This window comes from Streptomyces parvulus (assembly GCF_014648855.1).
In the GTDB taxonomy this organism is placed as follows: Bacteria; Actinomycetota; Actinomycetes; order Streptomycetales; family Streptomycetaceae; genus Streptomyces; species Streptomyces parvulus.
The window spans coordinates 1-21407 of record NZ_BMRX01000013.1 but is presented as its reverse complement, the minus strand read 5'-3'; the positions used below and the strand labels follow the sequence as shown (position 1 = coordinate 21407).

Genomic DNA, 21407 nt, shown 5'->3' with positions numbered 1-21407 from the left:
CAAGAGGTACACACCAATCCGGGGTCCCTTTTCGGCGACCGCACTTCTGCGTCACAGCGCGTGGGAAGGAACCGTCTCAGTGCCCACCCCCCTCGACCCGCGTACCCGCCCTCCGGCGGGGACCCCGGTGCGTCCGACGAGTTGCTGGCCGCGCGGCTCCGGGACGGCCCGGAGAGCGAGGCCGCCCGGGTGGCGGCGCTGCTGATGGCCCGCCACTGGCAGCCCGCGCACGACTACGCGACCATCTGCCTGGCCACGTCGGCGCAGGTCACCGCCATGGTCACGGCCGCCGCCTGGCATCGCGTGCTGGACCGGCTCGCCGAGGGCGAGCCGGCCACCGCGCTGCGTCCGCGACTGCTGGTCGCCGTGCGGGACACGGTCCGCCAGTGGGCGGCCGACCCGGACGCCGCCGGCGTCCTGCCGCAGTTGCTCAAGCCGGCCGGCGGACGCGGCATGCTCGCCGCGAAGTCCCTGACCCCGGAAAACCGGACGCTGGCCGCGCGGGCATTCTCCGCGCTTCCCGGACCGGCCCGTTGTTTGCTGTGGCACACGGAGGTCGAAGGCGAGTCGATAACCGTCCCGGCCGGTCTGCTCGGCATGGATACCGACACCGCGTCGGCCACCCTCGAACAGGCGCGGGAGAAATTCCGGGAGGGTTGTCTGCACGCCCACCGGCAGCTCGCGCCCAGCCAGGACTGCCGCTTCCACAGCCGTCTCCTCGACGTGCCGATCCGCCGGGGCGGCGCGCTGCTGCCCGATGTCCGCAAGCACCTGGCCGAGTGCCGCCACTGCCGCCACGCCGCCGACCAGCTGGGGCACTTCGAGCGGGAGCTGGGCACGCTGATCTCCGAGGCGGTGCTCGGCTGGGGCGCCCGGCGCTATCTCGACTCCCGTCCTGGCCGGGCGGCGCAGGGCCACCTCGCCAAGGGCAGCGCCCGGCACCGCGGCGGACGCACCGGGCTGCTGGCCCGCGTCCCCGTCCCCGTGCGCCGCTCCTCCGGCCGGCCCGGCTCCGGTCGCTCGGCGCTCAGGCAGCTCGGCGCGGCCTCCGCCGGAGTGCTGGCCGTCGTGCTCGTGGTGAGCGTGTGGTCGTACGACGGGGGCGGCGCCGACCCCGCGGCCTCCACCAGCGCGGTCGGCGGCGACGGCAGCACGTCCGCCACCAGCCGCCCGAAACCGCCCGGCGCGGCCGGACTGCCCACGGGCGCCGAGCGGACCCGGCTGCGCAACGTGGGCGCCGACCTGTGCCTGGACGTCCGGGGCGAGCCGAGGGCCGGGACGGGCGCCCGCCTGGCGGCGTGCTCCGAGGCGTGGACCCAGCAGTGGACGTACGAGGACGACGGACTGCTGCGCAGCGTCGCCGACCCCGGGCTGTGCCTCGACTCGCAGGCGGACGCCGGCGTCGTCATTCTCGGCACCTGCGCCGACGAGGGCACCGGGCGCGGCGACGACGTGCGCTACGACCTGACCGAGCGCGGGCGCCTCGTCCCGCGCCGGGAGGGGAAGCTGGCCCTGTCCGCCACCACCGGGGCGCCCGGCGCGGACGTGGTGGTCGAACTGCACGGCGACTCGGACGTCCAGCGCTGGCGCAGCGACCCGCTGCCGACTCCCCGCGTGGACGGTCCCGCCGCCCGCTCGGTGGAGCTGCCCGGCTACTGAGCCCGCCGGGCCGCCGGCCCGCCGAGGTGTGATCCGGGCGGCAGCGCGCGGATCACACCGGGCTCTCGACGAGGTCGGCGGGGCCGGGAGTGGCCGGGCCCGCGTGGCCGGAGAGGGCCAGGGTGAGGTCGAGTTCGGCGAGCAGGCAGCGGACGACGTGCTCGACGCCCGCCTGCCCGTCCAGGCCCAGGCCGTAGACGTAGGGGCGGCCCAGGAGCACCGCGCGGGCGCCCAGCGCGAGTGCCTTGAAGACGTCGTCGCCGGTGCGGACGCCGCTGTCGAAGAGCACGGTGAGCCGGTCGCCGACCGCCGCCGCCACCCGGGGAAGGGCGTCGGCCGCCGCGACCGCGCCGGCCACCTGGCGACCGCCGTGGTTGGAGACCACCACGCCGTCCATCCCGGCGTCGGCCGCGAGCCGTGCGTCGTCCGGGTGCAGCACGCCCTTGAGGACGATGGGCCCGTCCCAGTTCTCCCGCAGGAACGCCAGGTCCGGCCAGGACTTGGCGGGGTCGGAGAACATGCCGACGAAGTGCATCACCGCGGCGTTCGGATCCTCGTGCACCGGCTTCGCCAGACCCGCCCGGAAGGCGGGGTCGGAGAAGTAGTTGGCGGTGCCCACGCCGTGCAGGAACGGCAGGTACGCGCGGTCCAGGTCGCGCGGGCGCCAGGACAGCAGCGGGGTGTCCAGCGTGACGAACAGCGCGCCGTACCCGGCCGCCTTCGCCCGGGCGAGGAAACTGCGGGCGACCTCGCGGTCCTTGGGCCAGTACAGCTGGAACCAGCGCTCCGCGTCGCCCATCGCCTCGGCGACCTGCTCCATCGGCGTGCTGGACGCCGAGGACAGGATGTACGGCACGCCCTGCGCGGCGGCCGCACGGGCGGCCGCCGGCTCCGCCTCCGGGTGCATGATCGACAGGACGCCCACCGGAGCCAGCGCCAGCGGGGCGGGCAGGGGGCGCCCCAGGACCTCGACCGAGAGGTCCCGCGCGTGCACGTCCCGCAGCATGCGCGGGACGATCCGCCACCGGTCCAGGGCCGCCCGGTTGGCGCGCGCGGTGCTGCCGTCGCCCGCGCTGCCCGCGACGTACCCGACCGGGCCCGGGCCCAGCCGGTGTTCGGCCAGCTCCTCCAGCCGGGTCAGATCGGTGGGCAGCCTCGGCACGGCCCCCGTCATGCCGTTCAGATAGATCTCGTACTGGAAGTCCGCCCAGTGCTTCGCCATCCCACGTCGCCTCTCGTCGTCGAGTTCGCGTCGCCAGCACCGTACTCGCCGGTATGCACGGGCCCTCCGCCAGGGTGAACCGGCATGTTTCAGGGGTGTTTCAGGCCTATTGGCAAACGCGTGGATCACGCCATCCGGCCAGTTCAAGCCTCAAGAACCGATCAAGAACCGCTCCGTTCCGGACTTGCAACGTTCGAATTCTGTGACTTCACGCCACTGATTCAATACGCAAGGTTACCTAAATCCAGGGGGTCGAGATGAGTTTCGGTGCCGGACTCGGCAGACTCGCGCTCGCCGTTCCGGCACCAACCGAGCCGGGCCGGCCTCAACACCCTCGAAAGAGCGGAAGGATGCACACAATGCGGAACACCGCGCGCTGGGCAGCGACTCTGGGTCTGACGGCCACCGCCGTCTGCGGGCCCCTCGCCGGGGCGTCCATCGCCTCCCCGGCCACTGCCCCCGCGTCCCTCTACGCCCCCTCGGCCCTGGTGCTGACGATCGGGCAGGGAGAGAGCGCCGCCGCCACCTCACCGCTCCGCGCGGTCACTCTCACCTGCGCCCCGAAGGCCACCGGGACCCACCCCGCGGCCGACGCGGCCTGCGCCGAACTCCGCCGCGCCGGCGGGGACTTCGACGCCCTGTCCGCCGCCGACGGGGTGATGTGCACCCGGGAGTACGCCCCCGTGGTCGTCACCGTCGACGGCGTCTGGCAGGGCAGGCGCCTCTCCTACGAGCGGACCTTCGCCAACGAGTGCGTGAAGAACGCGGGCAGCGCGAGCGTCTTCACGTTCTGAGGGACCGGGGCCGTCCGGCCCGTGCGGTGTGACCGGCTGCTCGCCACTGGGGAGTGCGAGCGCCGCCGTACGGGCCCGCGGTCCCGCACCGGGAGCGGCGGACGGAGTGGGGCCGTCCGCCGCTCTCCCGGTTCCGGACACGGCCGTCGTCGCGGTTCAGTCCCCCGCCGCCCCGTCGCCCGGTCCGGCCGTCCTGGCGCGGTGACTGGTGTCGCACCACGGGAAGCGCCGACTGCGCCGGCAGGTGCACAGCGCGACCTGGAAGCGGTCGGAGAACACCGTCGTACCGTCCTCCAGCTCCACCTCCACCGGCCCCTCCACCAGCATCGGCCCCCGCCGCTGGACCTTCACGCGGCGGGCCGCGCCGGGCGGGCGGGCGTCGTCAGACGGGGAGTTCGGCACGGACGACCACCAACTCCTCCTCGTCCTCGGCCAGGGCCAGCAGCCCGCGCTGCCGCAGCCAGCGCTCCCGGCCGCGCACCACCGGGCCGAACGCGATCCGCCGCCGCCGCACCACCGAGGTCTTGAGCCCGGCCTCCTGCAGCAGCGCCACCGTACGGCCGGGATCACTGAGCCCCGACTGCACGAGCAGCAGCACCCCGCCCGGCCGCAGCAGGCCCGGCGCCTCCCGGCAGATCCGGTCCAGCACCATCCTCCCGTCGTGCCCCGCGTCCCAGGCCCTGGCCGCACCGCGCGGGCGGCGGCCGCCGGCCGGGGAAGGCACGTACGGAGGGTTCGCCAGCACCAGGTCGAACGTCGTCCCGTGCACCGGCGTGAAGAGATTGCCGTGCAGCACCCGGACGCGCAGCCCCGCGCGGGCGGCGTTCAGCCGCGCGGCCCACACCGCGCGCCGCGAGACGTCCACCGCGGTCACCCGCGCACCCCGCACGGCAGCGGCCAGAGCGAGCGCACCGGTGCCCGTCCCCACGTCGAGCACGGCCGCGCCCGCGGGCAGCGACTCACCGGACAGCACCCCGGCCAGCAGGGCGGTGTCCTCCTGGGGCGCGTACACGCCCGGCAGCACCATGAAGTTCACGGGAGCCAGGTACCCCAGCGGTCATGAAATAACGGAAATTCCCGAATCACGGTCGAGTGGTGCGGGGAGCGGGACGCGCAGCGACGACCGGCCGGCCCGCCAGTCGGCCAGCAGCCGGGCCCCGAAGAGGTCCTCGACGTGCCCGGTGGCGTCGACACCGAAGGCGACGTCGGCCGCGAGGTGCGGTTCCTGCTCCAGCAGGCCGTCGATCACCTCGTGCCGCACGATCTGCTCGTGCACCGCGTCCGCCTCCACGTGCTCGTCGTAGAAGCGCTCCGCGGCAGGCCCGGCCCCGGTGCGGCGCATCGCCTCGGCGAGCCGGCGGGAACCGGGCGACGAGGTGATCTCCACCGCCGCGAAATGGCCCACCAGGGCGCCGCGCAGCGCCCGGTGCAGGCCGAACAGCGACATCATGTTCACCGTGACCAGGCACTCGGCCGACGCCGCGTCCAGATGGGCCCCGTACGTCGTGTCCAGGCCCAGGTCCGTCATCAGGTCGGCGAACAGCCGCGCGTGCACCCGGTCGGCGCGGCCCCCGCCGTACTCGTCGAACTCGACCGCGGCCATCGCCGCCTTCGCGCGCCCCCACAGCCGCGGCAGCACCCACGCGTGCGGGTCGGCCTCCTTGAGGTGGTACAGCGAGCGCTGGGCCGCGTACTCGCGCAGCTGCCACAACTCGCCCTCGTCCCGCAGGAAGTGGCTCACTCCCTCGCCGTGGACGGGCTCGACGAGCAGCGCGCCGACCGCCTCCTCCACGCTGTCGTGGACCGTGGTCCCGGCCCGCAGCGCGGCCAGGAAGCGCTCCTCCAGCGCCGCCCTGGTGCCGAGCAGGCCGGGGTCCCACTCCAGCGCGGGGGAGACCCCGGCGAAACCGCGGTAGTGCAGCTCGTAGCACTGGTAGAGGGCGAGCTGGAGGTCGTCGCCGTACGCCGTCGCCGCGGCCACCTCCTCCGGGAGGGGCAGCGGTCCCGTCCCGAGCAGATACGCCCCGACGGCCGCGGAGAGCGGTCCCCGGGCGGTCGGGAGCCGTGGTCCCTCGCCGTCGTAGTCCATGCGGCGCGAGTACCCAGCCGGACGCCCGTCCCACCTGGCCCGCGGCAGCCCCGGATGTCCCGTCCGCCCTGCCGGCGCCCGGGGTCAGCCGGACGTGGACGCGAGGCGCAGCGCCACCGGGGTCGGATGGGCGGCCTCGTCGCTGTGGCGGACGACCTCCGTCCACCAGGACGGGCCCTCCTCTATGTGGCGCAGCAGGATGCCCTCCCGGATCGCCCAGGGACACAGCGTGACCGAATCCAGGCCGGTGAGCTTCATGGCGGTGTGCCCGACCACCGCCCCGGCCACGCTCTGCGCGGCGCGCGGCGCGGAGATGCCGGGCAGCCGGGAGCGTTCGGCGGCGGACAGGGCGGCCAGCCGGCCCACCGCGTCCCCGAGGTCCGCGCAGCGCATCCGGCGCTCCACGAACGGCCCGTGCCGACCGGGCGCGGCCCCGCACAGCCGCCCCAGCTGCTGGAACGTGCGGGAGGTGGCCACGGCGGTGCGCGGACCCTCCCAGCGGATCCGCGCCGCGACGTCCCGGAGCTGGTGCCGGACCCTTCGGCGCAGCTCCCGGACCTGCTCGGGCGACGCCGGGTCCGCGCCGCCGCCCAGGAACTCGTGGGTCAGCCGGGCCGCCCCCAGTGGCAGTGAGGCCACGAACCCGGGCAGGCGGCCGCGTCCGAAGGCCACCTCCAGCGAACCGCCGCCGATGTCGAGCAGCGCCAGCGGCCCGGACCGCCAGCCCATCCAGCGCCGCGCCCCGAGGAACGTCAGCTCCGCCTCCACCTCACCGGGCAGGGTGCACAGGGCGACACCGGTGCGGGCCCGCACGGTCCGCAGGACCTCCCGCCGGTTCGGGGCGGCGCGCACCACCGCGGTCGCGAAGGCCGGCGGGGCCGAGGCCCCCCACCGCTCGGCGGTCCCGGCCGCCTCGGACACCGCCGCGACCAGCTGCTCCACGGCCTCCTCGGGGATCGCGCCGCCCGGCTCGACCTGCTCCGACAGCCGCAGCCGCCACTTGGCGGTGTGCACCGGGAGCGGGACCCCGCCCTCCTCGTCCGCCACCATGAGCCGGACCGTCTTCGACCCCACGTCCACCACGCCGATACGCATGAGGCCGCACGTACCCATTCGAGCGGCCCCTCCAACGCGATCCGGGAAACCGCGGGATCCCGTCGGGCGCCGCCGGTCAGGCCAGCTGCCGCCGCACCAGCTCGTGCAGCCGGCCGCCGGTGTCCGCGAGCAGCCGCGCGGGCGGCCCCTGCTGGGCGACCTTCCCGTCCTCCATGACGATCACGCGGTCCGCGTCCAGCACCGTGGACAGCCGGTGCGCGATGACGATCCGGGTCGCCTTGAGGGCCTTGGTGGACTCGATCACCGTGCGCTGCGTCTCGTTGTCCAGGGCGCTGGTCGCCTCGTCGAAGAAGAGGACGCGCGGCCGGCGGATCAGCGCCTGCGCGATCATCAGCCGCTGCCGCTGGCCCCCGGAGACGGCCCCGCTGCCCGAGACGATCGTGTGCAGCCCCATCGGCATCCGCTTGATGTCCTCCGCGAGCCCGGCCATCTCGGCCGCCGCCATCGCCTCCTCCGGCGTGTACGGCTCGGTGCCGCGGATGACGTCCAGGAGGGAGCCGGTGAACGGCTGCGCGTGCTGGAGCACCACCCCGCACTGCCGCCGCACCGCCGACTGGTCGAGCGCGGCCAGGTCCTGCCCGTCGTAGAGGACGCTGCCCGACAGCGGCCGGTCGAAGCCGATGAGCAGCCTGAGCAGCGTGGACTTCCCGCATCCGCTGGGGCCGACCACCGCGACGAACTCACCCGGCCGCACCTCGAAGGACACGTCGTCCAGGACCAGCGGCCCGTCGTCGGTGTACCGGAACGACAGCCGCCGCGCCTCGATCGCCCCGGACAGCGGCCCCGGGCGGGTGCTGGCGGCGCGCACCTCGGGCGTCGCGTCCAGCACCGGACGGATCTCCTCGAACAGCGGCAGCGCGGCCACCGCCGACACGAACGAACCGGTCAGCTGGGTGACCGAGGTCAGCAGCATCGTCACCGAGGCGTTGAAGGTCAGGAACTCCGCCGCCGACATCGAACCGCGTGCCGGGCCGGCCAGCAGCATGAACATCAGCAGCGTGCACAGCGGGAGGTAGACCGCGCCCAGCACCGCGTTGAGGTTCTTGATCCGCCCCGCCCGCCGCTGGAGCTCGCGGCTGTGCGCGAAGCGCTCCGCCCAGGCCGCGTACGCGTAGTTCTCGGCCGCCGCCACCCGCAGCTTCGGCAGCCCGCGCAGGGTCTGGAACGCCTGGTTGTTCAGCTTGTTGGTGAGCTTGACCAGCCGCCGCTGCCAGCGCACCTGCCACAGCCCGAGCGCCAGGAAGACCCCGGCGACGACCACCAGCATGCCGATCGCCGCGAGCGCCATCGGCACGCTGTACCAGAGCAGCAGTCCCAGGTTCATCGCCCCGACGGTCACCGACTGCGCCACCGTCGGACCGACGCCGGCCAGCAGTCGGCGGATCGCGCTGATGCCCATCGCCGCGCTAGCCAGCTCGCCGGTGGAGCGTTCGGTGAAGAACTTCGTCGGCAGCCGCAGCAGCCGGTCCCACACGGCCGGCTGGAGCGTCGCCTCGACCCGGCCCTCCAGCCGCAGGATCGTGAGGTTCTGCAGCAGCATGAAGGCCGCCGCGACCACGCCGCTCAGCATCACCGCGAGGCACACCTGCACGATCAGCCCGGTCTGCGCCTTAGGCACGAACTCGCCCAGCACCTTGCCGGTCGCGACCGGCACCAGCGCGCCCAGGCCGACCGTCACCAGCCCGGCGAGCAGCAGGCCGGAGAGGTCGCGGCGGGTGCCCTGGAGGCAGAACCGCAGCAACCGCAGCGGACCGAGCCGGCGTTCGGGCAGCGGCCGGTAGAACATCACCGCACGGGGCTCGAACTCCTCCGCGTTCGCCCGCTCCACCGGGGTCTCCCGGCCGGTCGCCGGATGCACGGCCACATAGCCGCCGCGCCGCCACAGCAGTGCCACCGGCGCCCCCGACAGCGTCCGGTGCCCGACCAGCGGACCCACCTCGTCGCGCCACCAGCCGTCCTCGAGACGCACGCTCCGGGTGCGCACGCGCGAGGCCAGCGCCACCCGCTCCACCGGATCGAGCCGCTCGCTCTCCGTGCCGTTCTGCGCCGGCTCGGCGAGCGTGATGCCGGCGGCGCGGGCGACCAGCCGGCAGGCGGCGTACGAGGCGTCGGCGTCGGCGGACGTGGTGCGTCCCGCGGAGCGCTTGCCCATGGAGGCCAGCAGCGTCCGGTCGGCCTGCGCGCGCACCGCCTCACCGGCCTTGATCCCGGCCGCCGTGCGGGTCTCGTGGGCGCGTTCCAGCTGCTCGATCCAGCGGTCCAGCGTGGTCAGCAGCCGGTGCTGCTGGTCGACCAGGCTCTGCCACAGCGCCGGGTCCATCAGCAGGTCGGCGGCCACCTCCTCGCCGTACAGCGCCCCGTACTGCACGCTGCCCGGCGGCACCTGCATCCAGAACACGTCGTCGTCGGTGGGCGCCGCCGCCCGCTCGGTGGCCATCGGCGCCTGGAAGAGCACCGTCAGCCCGCGGCCGACCCCCAGGGCGAGCGCGTACTCCAGCGGGCTCGTCGTGGGCGGCACGTACTGGGGGTTGCCGTACGCGTCGTGCGACCAGGTCTGCGTGTCCGCCGGCTGGTACAGCTCGCGCAGGCCGATGCGGTGCACCACGCAGTCCCGCAGCGGACGCGCGACCAGCGTGTGCCTGGGCCCGGCGACCGGGCCCAGCAGCACCGAGCCCGCCTCCAGCCGGCCCAGATGGTGCCAGTGCCCCTGCTCCCCGGCGTCGACCGCGAACAGGTCGACGGCCCCGGAGACCACGAGCCACAGCACCTGCGGGCCCTCCAGGTCGAGCCGGTTGAACCCGGCGCAGTCCACCCGCGTACCCAGCGAGCCGAGCGCCCCGAGGACGAGGTCGCCCTGCCCTTCGTGCACGGTCGTCATCTCACCGCTCCCTGACCAGCGCGGCGTACGCGCCCCCGTGCGCGACCAGCTCCTCGTGCCGGCCGCGCTCCACGACGGTGCCGTGCTCCAGCACGACGATCTCGTCGCTGTCCCGCACGGTGCTGAGCCGGTGCGCGATCACCACGCACGCGCAGCCGCGCCGGCGCAGGTTGTCCATCACCATCTGCTCGGTCTCCGCGTCCAGGGCGCTGGTCACCTCGTCCAGCACCAGGATGCTCGGCCGGCGCACCAGCGCCCGCGCGATCTCCAGCCGCTGCCGCTGCCCGCCGGAGAAGTTGCGGCCGTCCTGCTCGACCGGGCTGTGGATGCCGCCCGGCCGGCGCGTCACGACGTCGTACAGCGCGGCGTCCCTGAGCGCGTCCACCACCGCGGCGTCGGGCACCGAGGGGTCCCACAGCGCGATGTTGTCGCGGACGGAGCCCTCGAAGAGGAAGACGTCCTGGTCGACGAAGGAGACGGAGGAGGCCAGCGCCCCGCGGGGGATGTCCTCCAGCCGCTGCCCGTCGATCCGGATCACCCCGTCCCAGGGAGCGTAGAGACCCGAGATCAGCCGCGACACCGTGGACTTGCCGCTGCCCGAGCCGCCGACCAGGGCCACCTGCTGCCCGGGTCCCACGGTCAGGTCGAAGCCGGTGAGCAGCGGCTTGTCGAGCGGGTTGTAGCCGAAGGAGATGTTCTGCAGCTCGACGTGCCCGTGCAGCCGGCGGGTGGAGTCGCCGCCGCCGGGCCGGTCGTAGAGCGGGTCGGCCCGGAAGTTCTCCACGTCCTTGAGCCGCGCCACGTCGGCCGCGAAGTCCTGGATGCGGCCGGCGACGCCGTTCAGCCGGGTCAGCGGGGCCGTGAAGCGGACCACCAGCGCCTGGAAGGCGACCAGCAGCCCGACCGAGATGTGCCCCTCCACCGCCCGCATGCCGCCGATCCACAGGATCAGCCCGCTGTTGAGCGTCGCCAGGGTCGGCGCGACCACGCCGAGCCAGGCGCTGGGCACGCCGAGCCGCTGCTGCTCCTCCAGCGTGGTGGCGTGCTGCCCCGCCCACTTGCGGAAGTAGCCGTCCTCGCCGCCGGTCGCCTTCATGGTCTCGATCAGCTGGAGACCCGTGTAGGCGGTGTTGGTCAGCCGCGCCGTGTCCGCCCGCAGCTTCGCCGTACGGGTGGCCCGCAGCCGGATGACGATGCGCATGGCGAGGATGTTGAGCAGCGCCACGCCCACGCCGACGAAGGTGAGCTGCGGGTCGTACGTGTACAGCAGCACGGCGTACAGGACGACAACGACCGCGTCCACGCCCGCGGCGGCGAGGTCGCGGGCCAGTGTCTCCGCGACGGCGTCGTTGGACTGCAGCCGCTGCACCAGGTCGGCCGGGCTGCGCTGGGAGAAGAACGTCACCGGCAGCCGCAGCAGGTGGCGCAGGAAGCGGGCGCTGGAGAGGGTGGAGGAGATGATGCGGCCGTGCAGCAGGTTGGCCTGCTGGAGCCAGGTCAGCACCACCGTGAGCAGCACGCAGGCCGCCATCGACGTGAACAGCACGCCGAGCAGCGAGGTCTGCCCCCCGATCAGGAACATGTCGATGTAGGTGCGGCTGAGCGCGGGCACCGCCGCGCCGACCGCCACCAGCAGCAGGCTGGCCAGCAGGGCGGCGGGCAGCGTGCCCGCGGTGCCGCGCAGCCGGGCGGGCATCGCGCCCAGCACGCCCGGCTTGCGGCCGCCCCGGGTGAAGTCCGCGCCGGGCTCCATGGTCAGCACGACCCCGGTGAAGGAGCCGTCGAAGTCCTCCAGGGACACGAAGCGGCGGCCCTTGCCCGGGTCGTTGATGAACACCCCGCGCCGGCCGAAGCGGCGTCCGAGCCCGTCGTAGACGACGTAGTGGTTGAATTCCCAGAACAGGATGGCCGGCGTCGTCACCTCCGCCAGGGCGGCGAGGTCCATCTGCATGCCCTTGGCGGTCAGGCCGTAACCGCGGGCCGCCTTGAGCAGGTTGCTGGCGCGCGAGCCGTCGCGGGAGACGCCGCAGGCGATGCGCAGCTCCTCCAGCGGGACGTGCCGGCCGTAGTGGCCGAGCACCATCGCGAGGGAGGCGGCACCGCACTCCACGGCCTCCATCTGGAGCACGGTGGGCGTGCGGACGGTCTTCGCGCCGCTCTTGGGCGTGCCGCGTCCGGGCGGGGCGGCCCGGCGGCGGCCCCGGGTCTCCTGTGCGGTGCTCACGGCAGCAGCCAATCGACGGGACGCTGGTCGGCGAGGCGGACGGATCCGGTGGCCATGGTCATGGAGGTCAGCTCGAACGGCGGCCCGTCGGCGGAGGACCACTCGTAGCCGCTCTTCGTCGACGGCGAGCGCTTCAGCTCGACCGTCACCGCCACCGGCCTGCCGTCCTCGGTGAACTGCTCGCCCAGCTGGCTGTCCCCGAGGAACGCGGAGATGGTCTGCGCCGACTGCGCCGAGCGGTCCACCGCCTTCACCTTCCCGTGCAGGACACCGTACTGCTGGGTCGGCACCGACTGGACGGTGAGGTCGACGGAGGCGTGGGCGGGGATCGAGGCGGCGTTCTCGGCGGGCACGTAGACGGTGGCGTAGAGGGGGTCGCCGGCGTCGGCGACCTTCTCGACGGAGGCCACGTTCGCGCCGGTTCGAATGATCTGCCCGACGGTGGCCGCCAGGGCGCTGACCCGGCCGGCGTCGACGGTGCGGACCACGCTCTCGCCCTCGGCGGTGCGCACCTTCAGCACGGGGGAGTCGGCGGCGAGCCGCTGCCCCGGGCGCGCGAGGACCGCCGTGACCTGCCCCGAGACGGGGCTCTGGAGGAGGTAACTGCCCTGCCCGTGGGTGAGGATGGCGGGCGCGCCGACGGTGGAGGTCACCGAGCCGCCCACCGCCCACACGGACGCGGCGGCCATCGCGACCACGGTCACGGACAGCACCAGCCAGCCCTGCGGGCGGGCGAAACGCACCGGGAGGTCTAGTTCCTCCGGTGACTGGAGCTTGGAGAGGGCCTGCTGGCGGAACTGCACGTCGGACGTATCCCAGTGATTCCCGGAGAGCGCCTGCGCGGGGAGGCCCGGCAGGGGTGAGAGGAACGGCCGAAAAGCCCCGGAGCCTGGATGGCTCCGGGACTCAGCGGCACGGGGGCGCGGTCAGAGACCGGCGACCAGCCCGGTGACCGGCGCGGTGTTCAGGCCGGTGACACCCTCGACGGTGCCGACGGCCGTGTTGAGCAGACCGGAGACCGGGGCGATGCCGTCCACCAGGCCGGTGACGGTGCCGACGGCGTTCACGTTCAGGCCGCCGGAGACGTTGTCGAGGTCCGCGTCCGAGATCTCGACGGTCTCAACCTGGGGGGTGGAGTTCATGATGGAACTTCCCTTCGTATAGCCATTTCACAAGGGGGGAGCGGCCCCCTCTGGGGACAGATGACGGCCGCGGCCGCGAGCGCCGGGTGCCCCTTTCCGGAGCCTCCGCGGCTCCCGCGGTGCGATGGATCAAAGCACGCCGCCGGTCCGGGCTTCCAATCAATCCACCCCTCCCACCAGGGCTCTTGCGAGGAAGGGGCATCCAAAGGTGCAGGACCGCGCACGGCTTCGCGGCCACTTCTTCACACCGCGGACGACATGGACGCGCGCGACCCCTTGCCCGCTCCGGGCCGATTGGGGCAACCCCTCACCAAAGGCGTGCGGTGCGCCGCGCGGTTGTGCAGATCCCCCAACCGGGGTGACCGGGTTGGGCATTCGATGTGCAGATTCGCTGAAGCGGGGATTCCGCTCCGTGATCGGTACGGAGCGTCGCCGCGCGGGCGCGGAGGGTGCCGTTCCGGCCCGGTCGGAGGGCCCGGCTGAACGCCCCGCCGGGTCCGTGCGTACCAACAGCCGTCCGGGCGCCCCCCCAACAGCAGCCGGACCGCGGCACCGTCCCGGTCCCAGGAGGTCGAGCAGGTTGAGTCACAAGCGAATTCCGAAGCGCAGGGCCGCGATCGCGGCGGGCGGTGTGGCTGCGCTCGGCGCGGCCGCGATCCTGCTGCCGAACGCCAACGCCTCGCAGGACGGCGGCTCTTCGGACGCCGCGGCTTCGCCGCGGACCCTCAAGGCGGCGGACGCGTCGGACCTCGCCTCGCGGCTCGCCGGGATGCTGGGCGACGCCTTCGCGGGCTCGTACTACGACTCCGGCGATCAGCAGCTCGTGGTGAACGTCGTGGCCGGTGACGACAACCAGGTCGTCGTGGAGGCGAAGAAGGCGGGCGCCGACGTCCGCGAGGTCGAGAACAGCATGGGCGAGCTGCGCGGCGGCGCGACGACGCTGAGGTCGCAGGCGGCCGTCCCCGGCACCTCGTGGGCCATCGACCCCCGGACCAACAAGATCCTGGTGACCGCCGACAGCACCGTCACCGGCGAGAAGTGGGACCGGCTGGAGTCCACCGTCCAGGGCCTCGGGTCGGGCATGGCCACCCTCAAGAAGTCCGCCGGCACCTTCCGGACCTTCGCCTCGGGCGGCGACGCCATCTTCGGCGGCGGCGCGCGCTGCTCCCTCGGCTTCAACGTCACCGCGGGCGACGGGGCCCCCGCCTTCCTGACCGCAGGCCACTGCGGGGTCGCGGCCGAGCAGTGGTCCGACGCGCAGGGCGGGCAGCCGATCGGCACCGTCGACCAGGCGGTCTTCCCCGGCGAGGGCGACTTCGCGCTCGTCAGGTACGACGACCCGGCGACCGAGGCGCCGAGCGAGGTGAATCTCGGCGACCAGACCGTCCCGATCGCCCAGGCGGCGGATGCGACGGTGGGTCAGCAGGTCTTCCGCATGGGCAGCACCACCGGCCTGGCGGACGGTCAGGTGCTCGGTCTGGACGCCACCGTCAACTATCCGGAGGGCACGGTCACGGGCCTCATACAGACCGACGTGTGCGCCGAGCCGGGCGACAGCGGCGGCTCGCTGTTCACCCAGGACGGGCAGGCGATCGGCCTGACCTCCGGCGGCAGCGGCGACTGCACGGCCGGCGGCGAGACGTTCTTCCAGCCGGTCACCACCGCCCTGGAGGCGGTGGGCGCCACCCTCGGCGGCGACGCGGCGGGCGGCGCGGGCGACCAGGCCGGTGGCGAGGAGGCGGGCGGCGGCGACGCCGTCGGCGGCGGCGAGGAGGCCGGCGGCGAAGGGGCCGGTGGCGAGGAGGCCGGCGGTGACGCGGGAGCCGGCGACGGTTCCGGCACCGGCGAGCAGGGAGTCGGCACAGGCGCGGACAGCGTGGGTGACGGGATGGGCGCGGGCGGTGAGGCCGGCTCGGACCTGACCGGCTGACGCCACCCCCATGGGCGGCCCGGACCTCCGGCGGGAGGCCCGGGCCGCCCTTTCGTGCGCCTTCCGCCCCCCGATCGCGGTCAACGGGCCCCCAGGGGCTGCGCGGATGTCCTATAAGCGCTGTAATGGCGAGGTGGTCGGACAGGGCGCGGCGGAACCCGGAGCGAGGGCGCTGCGTGCCGAGGGTGCCCTGAAGGCGATCGCGTCCGGCCCGGAGCAGGACGGCAGGCCCCGCCGGATCCTCGAACAGGCCCTGGTCTTCGCCGGCGCCTCCTGCGCCGCCCTCTACACCGTCGGCGACGACCGCGAACTGCTCTGCCTGGTCGCCTCGGCCGGTGTGCCGCGCGCCCTGTACGGCGTACGCGACAGCTATCCGGCCTCCGGCGGCTCCCCGGTCGCCGACGCCCACCGCGGCGGTGAGGCGGTGTGGGTCGGACCGGAGGAGTTCGCCGGATCGGCCGAGTCGCGGCACGTGCCCTCCAGCGGCTTCTCCCTCGCCACCCTGCCGGTGCGCGGGGACGGCGGCGGCTCACTGCTCGCCCTGACCGAACGACCGGACGGGTTCGACGCGGAGGACCGCGCCTGCCTCGCCCTGGTCGCCGAGGCCCTGGTCTGCCCCGCGCCCGCGGAGGAGCCCGACGACGGGGAACCGCGGCCGGACTCCTTCAGCCTGGCGATGGACACCGGCCGCGTCGAGATCGGCGACGACATCCCGCGCCTGTTCGGGCTCGGGCCCGGCGAGTTCGACGGCAGGGTGGAGACGCTGCTCGCCCGCACCGTGCCCGAGGACCTGCCGTCCCTCATGTCGGTGACCGAGTCCGACCACATGAGCATCGGCGAGCGCGAGCTGGAGTTCCGGGTGCTCCAGCCGGCCGGCCCGCCGAAGTGGCTGAGGCTGAGCGGACGCCTGCTGCCCGCGGGCGAGGGACGTCCGGCCCGGCTGCTCGGCACCGTCGCCGACGCCTCCACCCTGCGCCCCGACGTCACCGACGTGGCCCGCGTGCAGCGGCTCGCCGCCGCGCTGGCCACCGCCGGCACCGTTCGCGACGTCGGCCGGGCCGTCGTCGCCGCCCTGCGCCGGCCGCTGCGCGCCGACCGGATCGCCCTGGCCGAGCTGGAGAACGACCGGCTCGTCGTCACCGTCCTCGACCCGCCCGAGCCCGAGTCCTGGCCCGAGCTGTGGCGCCAGGAGTGGCGCACCGAGTGGCCGGACGCGCCGGTCCGGGCGATGCCCACCCTCGCCGCCGCGCTGCGCGAGGGACGCGCCCGGATCTGGCCCGCCGGCACCGGGGACCTGGAGCCCGCCCTCGCCGACGTCGGCCCCGGCGGCCTCGCCGTGCTCCCCCTGCCCGCCGCAGGCCGCATGGCCGGCGCCTGCCTGATCGGCTGGGACACCCCGCACGACTTCGGTCCCGACGAACGGGCCCTGCTCACCGCCTCCGCCGGCCTCGCCGGACAGGCCCTGACCCGTGCCCGGGCCTTCGACGCCGAGCACGAACTCGTCGGCATGCTCCAGCGCCAGCTGCTGCCCCGCCGGCTCCCGAAGCTGCCCGGCGCGGTCGCCGTCGCCCGCTACCTGCCCAGCACGGCCGGCCTGGAGCTGGGCGGCGACTGGTACGACGTCATCCCCCTGCCCGACCACCACGTCGCCCTCGTGATCGGCGACGTCCAGGGGCACAGCGCCGGCGCGGCAACCCTGATGGGCCAGATGCGCACCGCGCTGCGCGCCTACGCCGTGGAGGGCCACCCGCCGGACGTCGTGGTCTCCCGCGCCAACCGCCTGCTGACCGGTATGGAGACCGACCTCTTCGCCACCTGCGTCTACGTCGACCTCGACATGGAGGAGGGCTCCGCCTGGTGCGTGCGGGCGGGCCACCTGCCGCCGGTGCTGCGCCACCCCGACGGCAGCACCGACGTCGCCGAGGTGCCCGGCGGGCCGCCGCTCGGCGTGGTGACCCAGGCCGCCTTCCCGATGAGCCCGCTGCGACTGCGCCCGGGCACGCTGATCGCCCTCACCACGGACGGCCTGGTGGAGTCGCCGGACACCGACATCGACGAGGGCATCGAACGGTTCGCGCACGCCCTCGCCGCGTCGGACCCCGCCCACCTCGGACTCGTCGCCGACGCACTGCTCGGCAACGCCCGCCGCAGCGACGACGTCGCGCTGCTCCTGGTGCGCTACGACGGCATGGCGCTGCGCCCGCTGCGGGAGAGCTGGTCGGTGTGGCGGCTCCCGGAGGCGGTGCGGCACGCCCGCCGCTTCACCCGGCGCACCCTGCGCTCCTGGGGCGTGCCGGACGAGGGCATCGACGGCGTCCTCCTGATCGTCTCCGAGCTGGTGACCAACGCCCTGGTGCACACCGACGGCCGGGTCCGGCTCGACCTCGCCCTCATCGGCGGCCGGATGCGGGTGGCGGTCGCCGACGCCTCACCGCGTACGCCGGTCAAGCCGACGAGCATCGGCTGGGAGGCCACGGGCGGGCGCGGCATCCTCCTCGTCGAGGCGATGTCGTCGGCCTGGGGGACGCTGCCGGTCGGCGGGGGCAAGCTGGTCTGGAGCGAGGTCCCGCTGGACGGGGCGCCCGGTTCCGCCCGATGACCGGGCCGGACGCCCCGTAGCGGACCGGCGCGGGCAGGTGGCCCATGCGCCGGGTGTTTCGCCCCGGCGCGTCCGGGGACCCGACCGGCGCAAGAAATCGAACAACGGGAACGCGCACCCGAACGCGAGGAGGATGAACCCCCGTGAGAACCGACACCAGCGAGCACACCGTCGTCCGGAGGCCGGAGACGGGCTGGTCGAAGGCCCGCCGACTGCGTGCCAGGGGCGCCATGCGCACCTGCGTGCCCGCCGTGGAGGACCGCGGCGCCGCCCGCGCACCCCGGACGGGCCAGGAGTGGAACATAGTCCGGGGCGAGGACTGACACCGCCCGATCGCGGGCCGCGCCCCGGGCGCGGGTAACGTCGGTGCCGTTCCGCACCGCCTCCCGACGCAGCAGGGCACCGTCCATGAACCTCCTGGTCACCGGCGCCGCCGGCTTCATCGGCTCCCGGTACGTCCGGACGCTGCTGGCCCCCGGCGCTCCCGGGGCCCCGCACGTGACGGTGCTGGACGCCCTCACCTACGCGGGCACCCTCGACAACCTCGAAGTGGGCCATCCCCGGCTCGACTTCGTGCACGGGGACATCCGCGACGCCGCACTGGTCGACAAGCTCATGAGCGGCGCCGACCAGGTGGTGCACTTCGCCGCCGAGTCCCACGTGGACCGTTCCATCGACGCGGCCGCGGACTTCGTGCTCACCAACGTCGTGGGCACCCAGACCCTGCTGGACGCGGCCCTGCGCCACGGCGTGGGCCCCTTCGTGCACGTCTCCACCGACGAGGTCTACGGCTCCGTGGAGACCGGGTCGGCGACCGAGGAGCACCCGCTGCGGCCCAGTTCGCCGTACTCCGCCTCGAAGGCCGCGGGCGACCTGCTGGCGCTCTCGTACCACCGCACCCACGGCCTGGACGTGCGGGTGACCCGGTGCTCGAACAACTACGGTCCGCACCAGTTCCCCGAGAAGATCGTCCCGCTCTTCGCGACCCGCCTCCTGGACGGACTGGACGTGCCGCTCTACGGCGACGGACGCAACGTACGCGACTGGCTGCACGTCGACGACCACTGCCGGGGCGTCGACCTGGTGCGCACGCGGGGCCGGGCGGGCGAGGTCTACAACATCGGCGGCGGCACCGAGCTGAGCAACCGCGAACTCACCGGCCTCCTCCTCGACGCCTGCGGCGCCGGCTGGGACCGCGTGACGCACGTCGCCGACCGCAAGGGCCACGACCTGCGCTACTCGGTCGACTGGGGCAAGGCCCGCGACGAGCTGGGCTACCGGCCGCGCCGCGACCTCGCCTCCGGGCTGGCCGAGACCGTCGCCTGGTACCGGGACAACCGGGCCTGGTGGGAGCCGACGGCGTAGCTCACCTGGTCTTCGCCAGCAGCTCCAGGATCTCCGCCGTCGTGCCAGTCTCGCCGAGGCGCGGGAAGATCCGCTCGACGCTGTTGCGGTGCGCCTCCGCGTCCATGTCGCTCATCGCGTCGGTGGCGAGCGTGACGTGGTAGCCGTGCTCGTGGGCGGCGCGGGCCGTGGACTCCACGCCGATGCTGGTGGCGATGCCGGTCAGCACGATCTGGGTGATCCCGCGGCGGCGCAGCTGGACGTCGAGGCCGGTGCCGTGGAAGGCGCCCCAGTTGCGCTTGGTGATCCCGATGTCGCCGGGGTGCCCGGACAGCTCGTCGACGACGACGTCCCAGCCCTCGGGCCGGGCACCGCCGGCTCCGGCCTCCGTACGGCCGGGCACCGCGTCCGCCCCGTCGGCGGCGAAGGAGACCCGGACCAGGACCACGGGCAGGTCCCGGGCGCGGAAGGCGTCCGCCAGCTCGACGCTGCGGGCGACGACGTCGGCGCCGGTGTGGGGCCGGGTGGGTGCGGCGACGATGCCCGCCTGGAGGTCGATCACGACGAGGGCGGTGCGGGGGTCGAGGGTGGTGACGGCCATCAGGGGTGCCTTTCGGGTGTTTCACGGAACGTCGGAGACCTTTCGCCTCCATACCCGCACGCTAATTTCTACAGCTAAGACTGTCCAGTTAAGACTGCACAGTTTTACCTGCTGATTGCTACCCTGGAGCCGTGCGCCTGCTGCTGATGTCCGACACCCACCTGCCCAAGCGGGCCAAGGAACTGCCCGCGGCCCTGATGGCGGAGGTGCCGCGCGCCGACGTCGTGCTGCACGCGGGGGACTGGGTCGACACCGCAACCCTGGACCTGCTGGAGAGCCGCAGCCGGCGGCTGGTCGCGGTCTACGGCAACAACGACGGACCGGCACTGCGCGCCCGCCTTCCCGAGGTGGCCCACGCCGACCTCGGCGGCCTGCGCTTCGGCGTCGTCCACGAGACGGGCGCCGCACAGGGGCGCGAGGCTCGCTGCGCCACCCGGTTCCCCGGCCTCGACGTCCTCGTCTTCGGGCACAGCCACATCCCGTGGGACACCACCGCGCCCGGCGGCCCGCGCCTGCTGAACCCGGGCTCCCCGACGGACCGGCGCCGCCAGCCCTACTGCACCTACATGACCGCCACGGCAGCCGACGGCACCCTCGTGGACGTGGAATTGCACCGGCTGCCCCGCCGCTGAGCCACCGCCGCCGGACCCCGCTACGCCCGGCCCGGCAGCAGCGCGCCCAGGCACCCGAGGGCGACGCACCATCCCAGCAGGCAGCCGGCCAGCAACCGCCGCCGCAGCGCCCGGTAGCGCTCCTCGTACTCCTCCCGCAGCCGCCCGGCCCGCTCCGCGGTGCGCCGCCACGAGTCACGGGTGAGCGCCAGGTACTCCGACGCGTAGCGCTCCTCCACCTCCCGGCGCTGGTGCGGGGCCAGGCCGTCGAGGCCGGTGGTGAAGCGGGCGGCGGCCCTGCGCCCCTCCTCGCGGGTGGCCGCCACCAGCAGGTGCCCCTCGATCCCGCCGATGAGCCGCCGGGCGTCCGCCGCGCGCGCGTCCCCGCCGGTCACCGGTGCGTCAACTCCCGCGCCGCGCCGTCGGCGGGGGAGTGGTGGAGGTCGAACGCCGGGGATTCGCTGCGGATGCGCGGCAGGGTGAGGAAGTTGTGCCGCGGCGGCGGGCAGGAGGTCGCCCACTCCAGCGAGCGTCCGTAGCCCCAAGGGTCGTCCACCTCGACCGGCTTGCCGTACTTCGCCGTCTTCCAGACGTTGTAGAAGAACGGCAGCAGCGACATGCCGAGCAGGAACGAGAAGACGCTGGAGACGCTGTTCAGCGGCGTCAGGCCCTCCACCGCCAGGTAGTCCGGGATGCGGCGCTGCATGCCGTTCGCGCCCAGCCAGTGCTGGACCAGGAACGTGCCGTGGAAGCCCACGAACAGCGTCCAGAACGTGATCTTGCCGAGGCGCTCGTCCAGCAGCTTGCCGGTGAACTTCGGCCACCAGAAGTGGAAGCCCGCGAACATCGCGAACACCACCGTGCCGAACACCACGTAGTGGAAGTGCGCCACCACGAAGTACGAGTCCGAGACATGGAAGTCGATGGGGGGCGACGCCAGCATCACCCCCGTCAGACCCCCGAACAGGAACGTCACGAGGAACCCCGTGGACCACAGCATCGGTGTCTCGAAGGACAGCGAGCCCTTCCACATGGTGCCGATCCAGTTGAAGAACTTCACACCGGTCGGGACCGCGATCAGGAAGGTCATGAAGGAGAAGAACGGCAGCAGCACGCCGCCGGTGACGTACATGTGGTGTGCCCACACCGTCACCGAGAGACCCGCGATCGCGATGGTCGCCGCGATCAGACCCGTGTA

Annotated in this window: 19 protein-coding genes; 7 read left to right on the top strand and 12 right to left on the bottom strand. The window is 74.0% G+C overall.

Features of this window, described 5'->3' with window-relative positions; genetic code table 11:
• Nucleotides 1–60 precede the first annotated feature (60 nt).
• Complete coding sequence (locus tag IE108_RS25110) at nucleotides 61–1659, top strand: RICIN domain-containing protein (RefSeq protein ID WP_229852359.1); 1599 nt, start codon at nucleotides 61–63, stop codon at nucleotides 1657–1659.
• Nucleotides 1660–1711: 52 nt separating this feature from the next.
• Here the strand turns inward: IE108_RS25110 and IE108_RS25105 are convergent, their stop codons facing one another.
• Nucleotides 1712–2881, bottom strand: coding sequence for a lactate 2-monooxygenase (locus IE108_RS25105; RefSeq protein WP_064731153.1), 1170 nt, complete (start codon nucleotides 2879–2881; stop codon nucleotides 1712–1714).
• A gap of 359 nt (nucleotides 2882–3240) precedes the next feature.
• On the opposite strand from IE108_RS25105, the gene IE108_RS25100 reads away from it, so the two are divergent.
• Nucleotides 3241–3675, top strand: a complete 435-nt coding sequence (locus IE108_RS25100) for a protease inhibitor (protein ID WP_064731154.1) — start codon at nucleotides 3241–3243, stop codon at nucleotides 3673–3675.
• A 156-nt stretch (nucleotides 3676–3831) separates the two neighbouring features.
• Here IE108_RS25100 and IE108_RS25095 read toward each other — a convergent pair whose 3' ends face one another.
• The 8 genes from IE108_RS25095 to IE108_RS25060 form a co-directional block, all read right to left on the bottom strand.
• Nucleotides 3832–4077 (bottom strand): CDGSH iron-sulfur domain-containing protein, encoded by a 246-nt coding sequence (locus IE108_RS25095; RefSeq protein WP_064731155.1) that lies wholly within the window; start codon nucleotides 4075–4077, stop codon nucleotides 3832–3834.
• A complete protein-coding gene (locus tag IE108_RS25090) occupies nucleotides 4058–4702 on the bottom strand; it encodes a HemK2/MTQ2 family protein methyltransferase (RefSeq protein WP_064732078.1) in 645 nt (214 codons plus the stop codon). Before IE108_RS25090 ends, IE108_RS25095 begins: the two co-directional genes overlap by 20 nt.
• Before the next feature lie 30 nt (nucleotides 4703–4732).
• Nucleotides 4733–5764, bottom strand: a complete 1032-nt coding sequence (locus IE108_RS25085; protein ID WP_064731156.1) for an iron-containing redox enzyme family protein — start codon at nucleotides 5762–5764, stop codon at nucleotides 4733–4735.
• Between the two features lie 84 nt (nucleotides 5765–5848).
• The gene (locus IE108_RS25080; protein WP_064732079.1) at nucleotides 5849–6859 is read right to left on the bottom strand and encodes a Ppx/GppA family phosphatase; all 1011 of its coding nucleotides are present in this window, start codon (nucleotides 6857–6859) and stop codon (nucleotides 5849–5851) included.
• 76 nt (nucleotides 6860–6935) lie between these two features.
• On the bottom strand, nucleotides 6936–9758 hold the full coding sequence (locus IE108_RS25075; RefSeq protein WP_064731157.1) for an NHLP bacteriocin export ABC transporter permease/ATPase subunit: 2823 nt from the start codon (nucleotides 9756–9758) through the stop codon (nucleotides 6936–6938).
• A 1-nt stretch (nucleotide 9759) separates the two neighbouring features.
• Nucleotides 9760–11982: an NHLP family bacteriocin export ABC transporter peptidase/permease/ATPase subunit gene (locus IE108_RS25070; RefSeq protein WP_064731158.1), complete on the bottom strand. Its 2223-nt coding sequence runs from the start codon at nucleotides 11980–11982 to the stop codon at nucleotides 9760–9762.
• Complete coding sequence (locus tag IE108_RS25065) at nucleotides 11979–12785, bottom strand: HlyD family efflux transporter periplasmic adaptor subunit (RefSeq protein WP_064731159.1); 807 nt, start codon at nucleotides 12783–12785, stop codon at nucleotides 11979–11981. The genes IE108_RS25070 and IE108_RS25065 overlap by 4 nt, the downstream gene beginning before the upstream one ends.
• Before the next feature lie 123 nt (nucleotides 12786–12908).
• The gene (locus tag IE108_RS25060) at nucleotides 12909–13124 is read right to left on the bottom strand and encodes a hypothetical protein (protein ID WP_003978108.1); all 216 of its coding nucleotides are present in this window, start codon (nucleotides 13122–13124) and stop codon (nucleotides 12909–12911) included.
• A gap of 580 nt (nucleotides 13125–13704) precedes the next feature.
• Between IE108_RS25060 and IE108_RS25055 the strand changes: the two genes are divergently transcribed.
• The 4 genes from IE108_RS25055 (at nucleotide 13705) to rfbB (ending at nucleotide 19018) form a co-directional block, all read left to right on the top strand.
• Nucleotides 13705–15054 (top strand): S1 family peptidase, encoded by a 1350-nt coding sequence (locus IE108_RS25055; protein WP_064731160.1) that lies wholly within the window; start codon nucleotides 13705–13707, stop codon nucleotides 15052–15054.
• 106 nt (nucleotides 15055–15160) lie between these two features.
• Nucleotides 15161–17653 carry a SpoIIE family protein phosphatase gene (locus IE108_RS25050; protein ID WP_064731161.1) on the top strand — a complete coding sequence of 831 codons (2493 nt, stop codon included), beginning with the start codon at nucleotides 15161–15163 and terminating at the stop codon, nucleotides 17651–17653.
• A 143-nt stretch (nucleotides 17654–17796) separates the two neighbouring features.
• Nucleotides 17797–17976, top strand: coding sequence for a hypothetical protein (locus IE108_RS25045; protein ID WP_064731162.1), 180 nt, complete (start codon nucleotides 17797–17799; stop codon nucleotides 17974–17976).
• Between the two features lie 85 nt (nucleotides 17977–18061).
• A complete protein-coding gene (gene rfbB / locus IE108_RS25040) occupies nucleotides 18062–19018 on the top strand; it encodes a dTDP-glucose 4,6-dehydratase (protein WP_064731163.1) in 957 nt (318 codons plus the stop codon).
• Nucleotide 19019: 1 nt separating this feature from the next.
• On the opposite strand, the gene IE108_RS25035 is transcribed toward rfbB, so the two are convergent.
• Nucleotides 19020–19598, bottom strand: a complete 579-nt coding sequence (locus IE108_RS25035; protein WP_064731164.1) for a hydrolase — start codon at nucleotides 19596–19598, stop codon at nucleotides 19020–19022.
• A 131-nt stretch (nucleotides 19599–19729) separates the two neighbouring features.
• On the opposite strand from IE108_RS25035, the gene IE108_RS25030 reads away from it, so the two are divergent.
• Complete coding sequence (locus tag IE108_RS25030) at nucleotides 19730–20230, top strand: metallophosphoesterase family protein (protein ID WP_064731166.1); 501 nt, start codon at nucleotides 19730–19732, stop codon at nucleotides 20228–20230.
• Nucleotides 20231–20250: 20 nt separating this feature from the next.
• On the opposite strand, the gene IE108_RS25025 is transcribed toward IE108_RS25030, so the two are convergent.
• A complete protein-coding gene (locus IE108_RS25025; protein WP_064731167.1) occupies nucleotides 20251–20604 on the bottom strand; it encodes a hypothetical protein in 354 nt (117 codons plus the stop codon).
• Nucleotides 20601–21407 (bottom strand): cytochrome c oxidase subunit I (locus IE108_RS25020; protein WP_189397769.1); only part of this gene is annotated, 807 nt, incomplete at its 5' end. The genes IE108_RS25025 and IE108_RS25020, both read right to left, overlap by 4 nt.

Coding starts and splice junctions, on each gene's coding strand:
- rfbB (WP_064731163.1), top strand. CDS start 18,062: ATGAACCTCCTGGTCACCGGCGCCGCCGGCTTCATCGGCTCCCGGTAC.
- IE108_RS25100 (WP_064731154.1), top strand. CDS start 3,241: ATGCGGAACACCGCGCGCTGGGCAGCGACTCTGGGTCTGACGGCCACC.
- IE108_RS25050 (WP_064731161.1), top strand. CDS start 15,161: ATGTCCTATAAGCGCTGTAATGGCGAGGTGGTCGGACAGGGCGCGGCG.
- IE108_RS25075 (WP_064731157.1), bottom strand. CDS start 9,758: ATGACGACCGTGCACGAAGGGCAGGGCGACCTCGTCCTCGGGGCGCTC.
- IE108_RS25090 (WP_064732078.1), bottom strand. CDS start 4,702: ATGGTGCTGCCGGGCGTGTACGCGCCCCAGGAGGACACCGCCCTGCTG.
- IE108_RS25080 (WP_064732079.1), bottom strand. CDS start 6,859: ATGCGTATCGGCGTGGTGGACGTGGGGTCGAAGACGGTCCGGCTCATG.
- IE108_RS25060 (WP_003978108.1), bottom strand. CDS start 13,124: ATGAACTCCACCCCCCAGGTTGAGACCGTCGAGATCTCGGACGCGGAC.
- IE108_RS25105 (WP_064731153.1), bottom strand. CDS start 2,881: ATGGCGAAGCACTGGGCGGACTTCCAGTACGAGATCTATCTGAACGGC.
- IE108_RS25085 (WP_064731156.1), bottom strand. CDS start 5,764: ATGGACTACGACGGCGAGGGACCACGGCTCCCGACCGCCCGGGGACCG.
- IE108_RS25035 (WP_064731164.1), bottom strand. CDS start 19,598: ATGGCCGTCACCACCCTCGACCCCCGCACCGCCCTCGTCGTGATCGAC.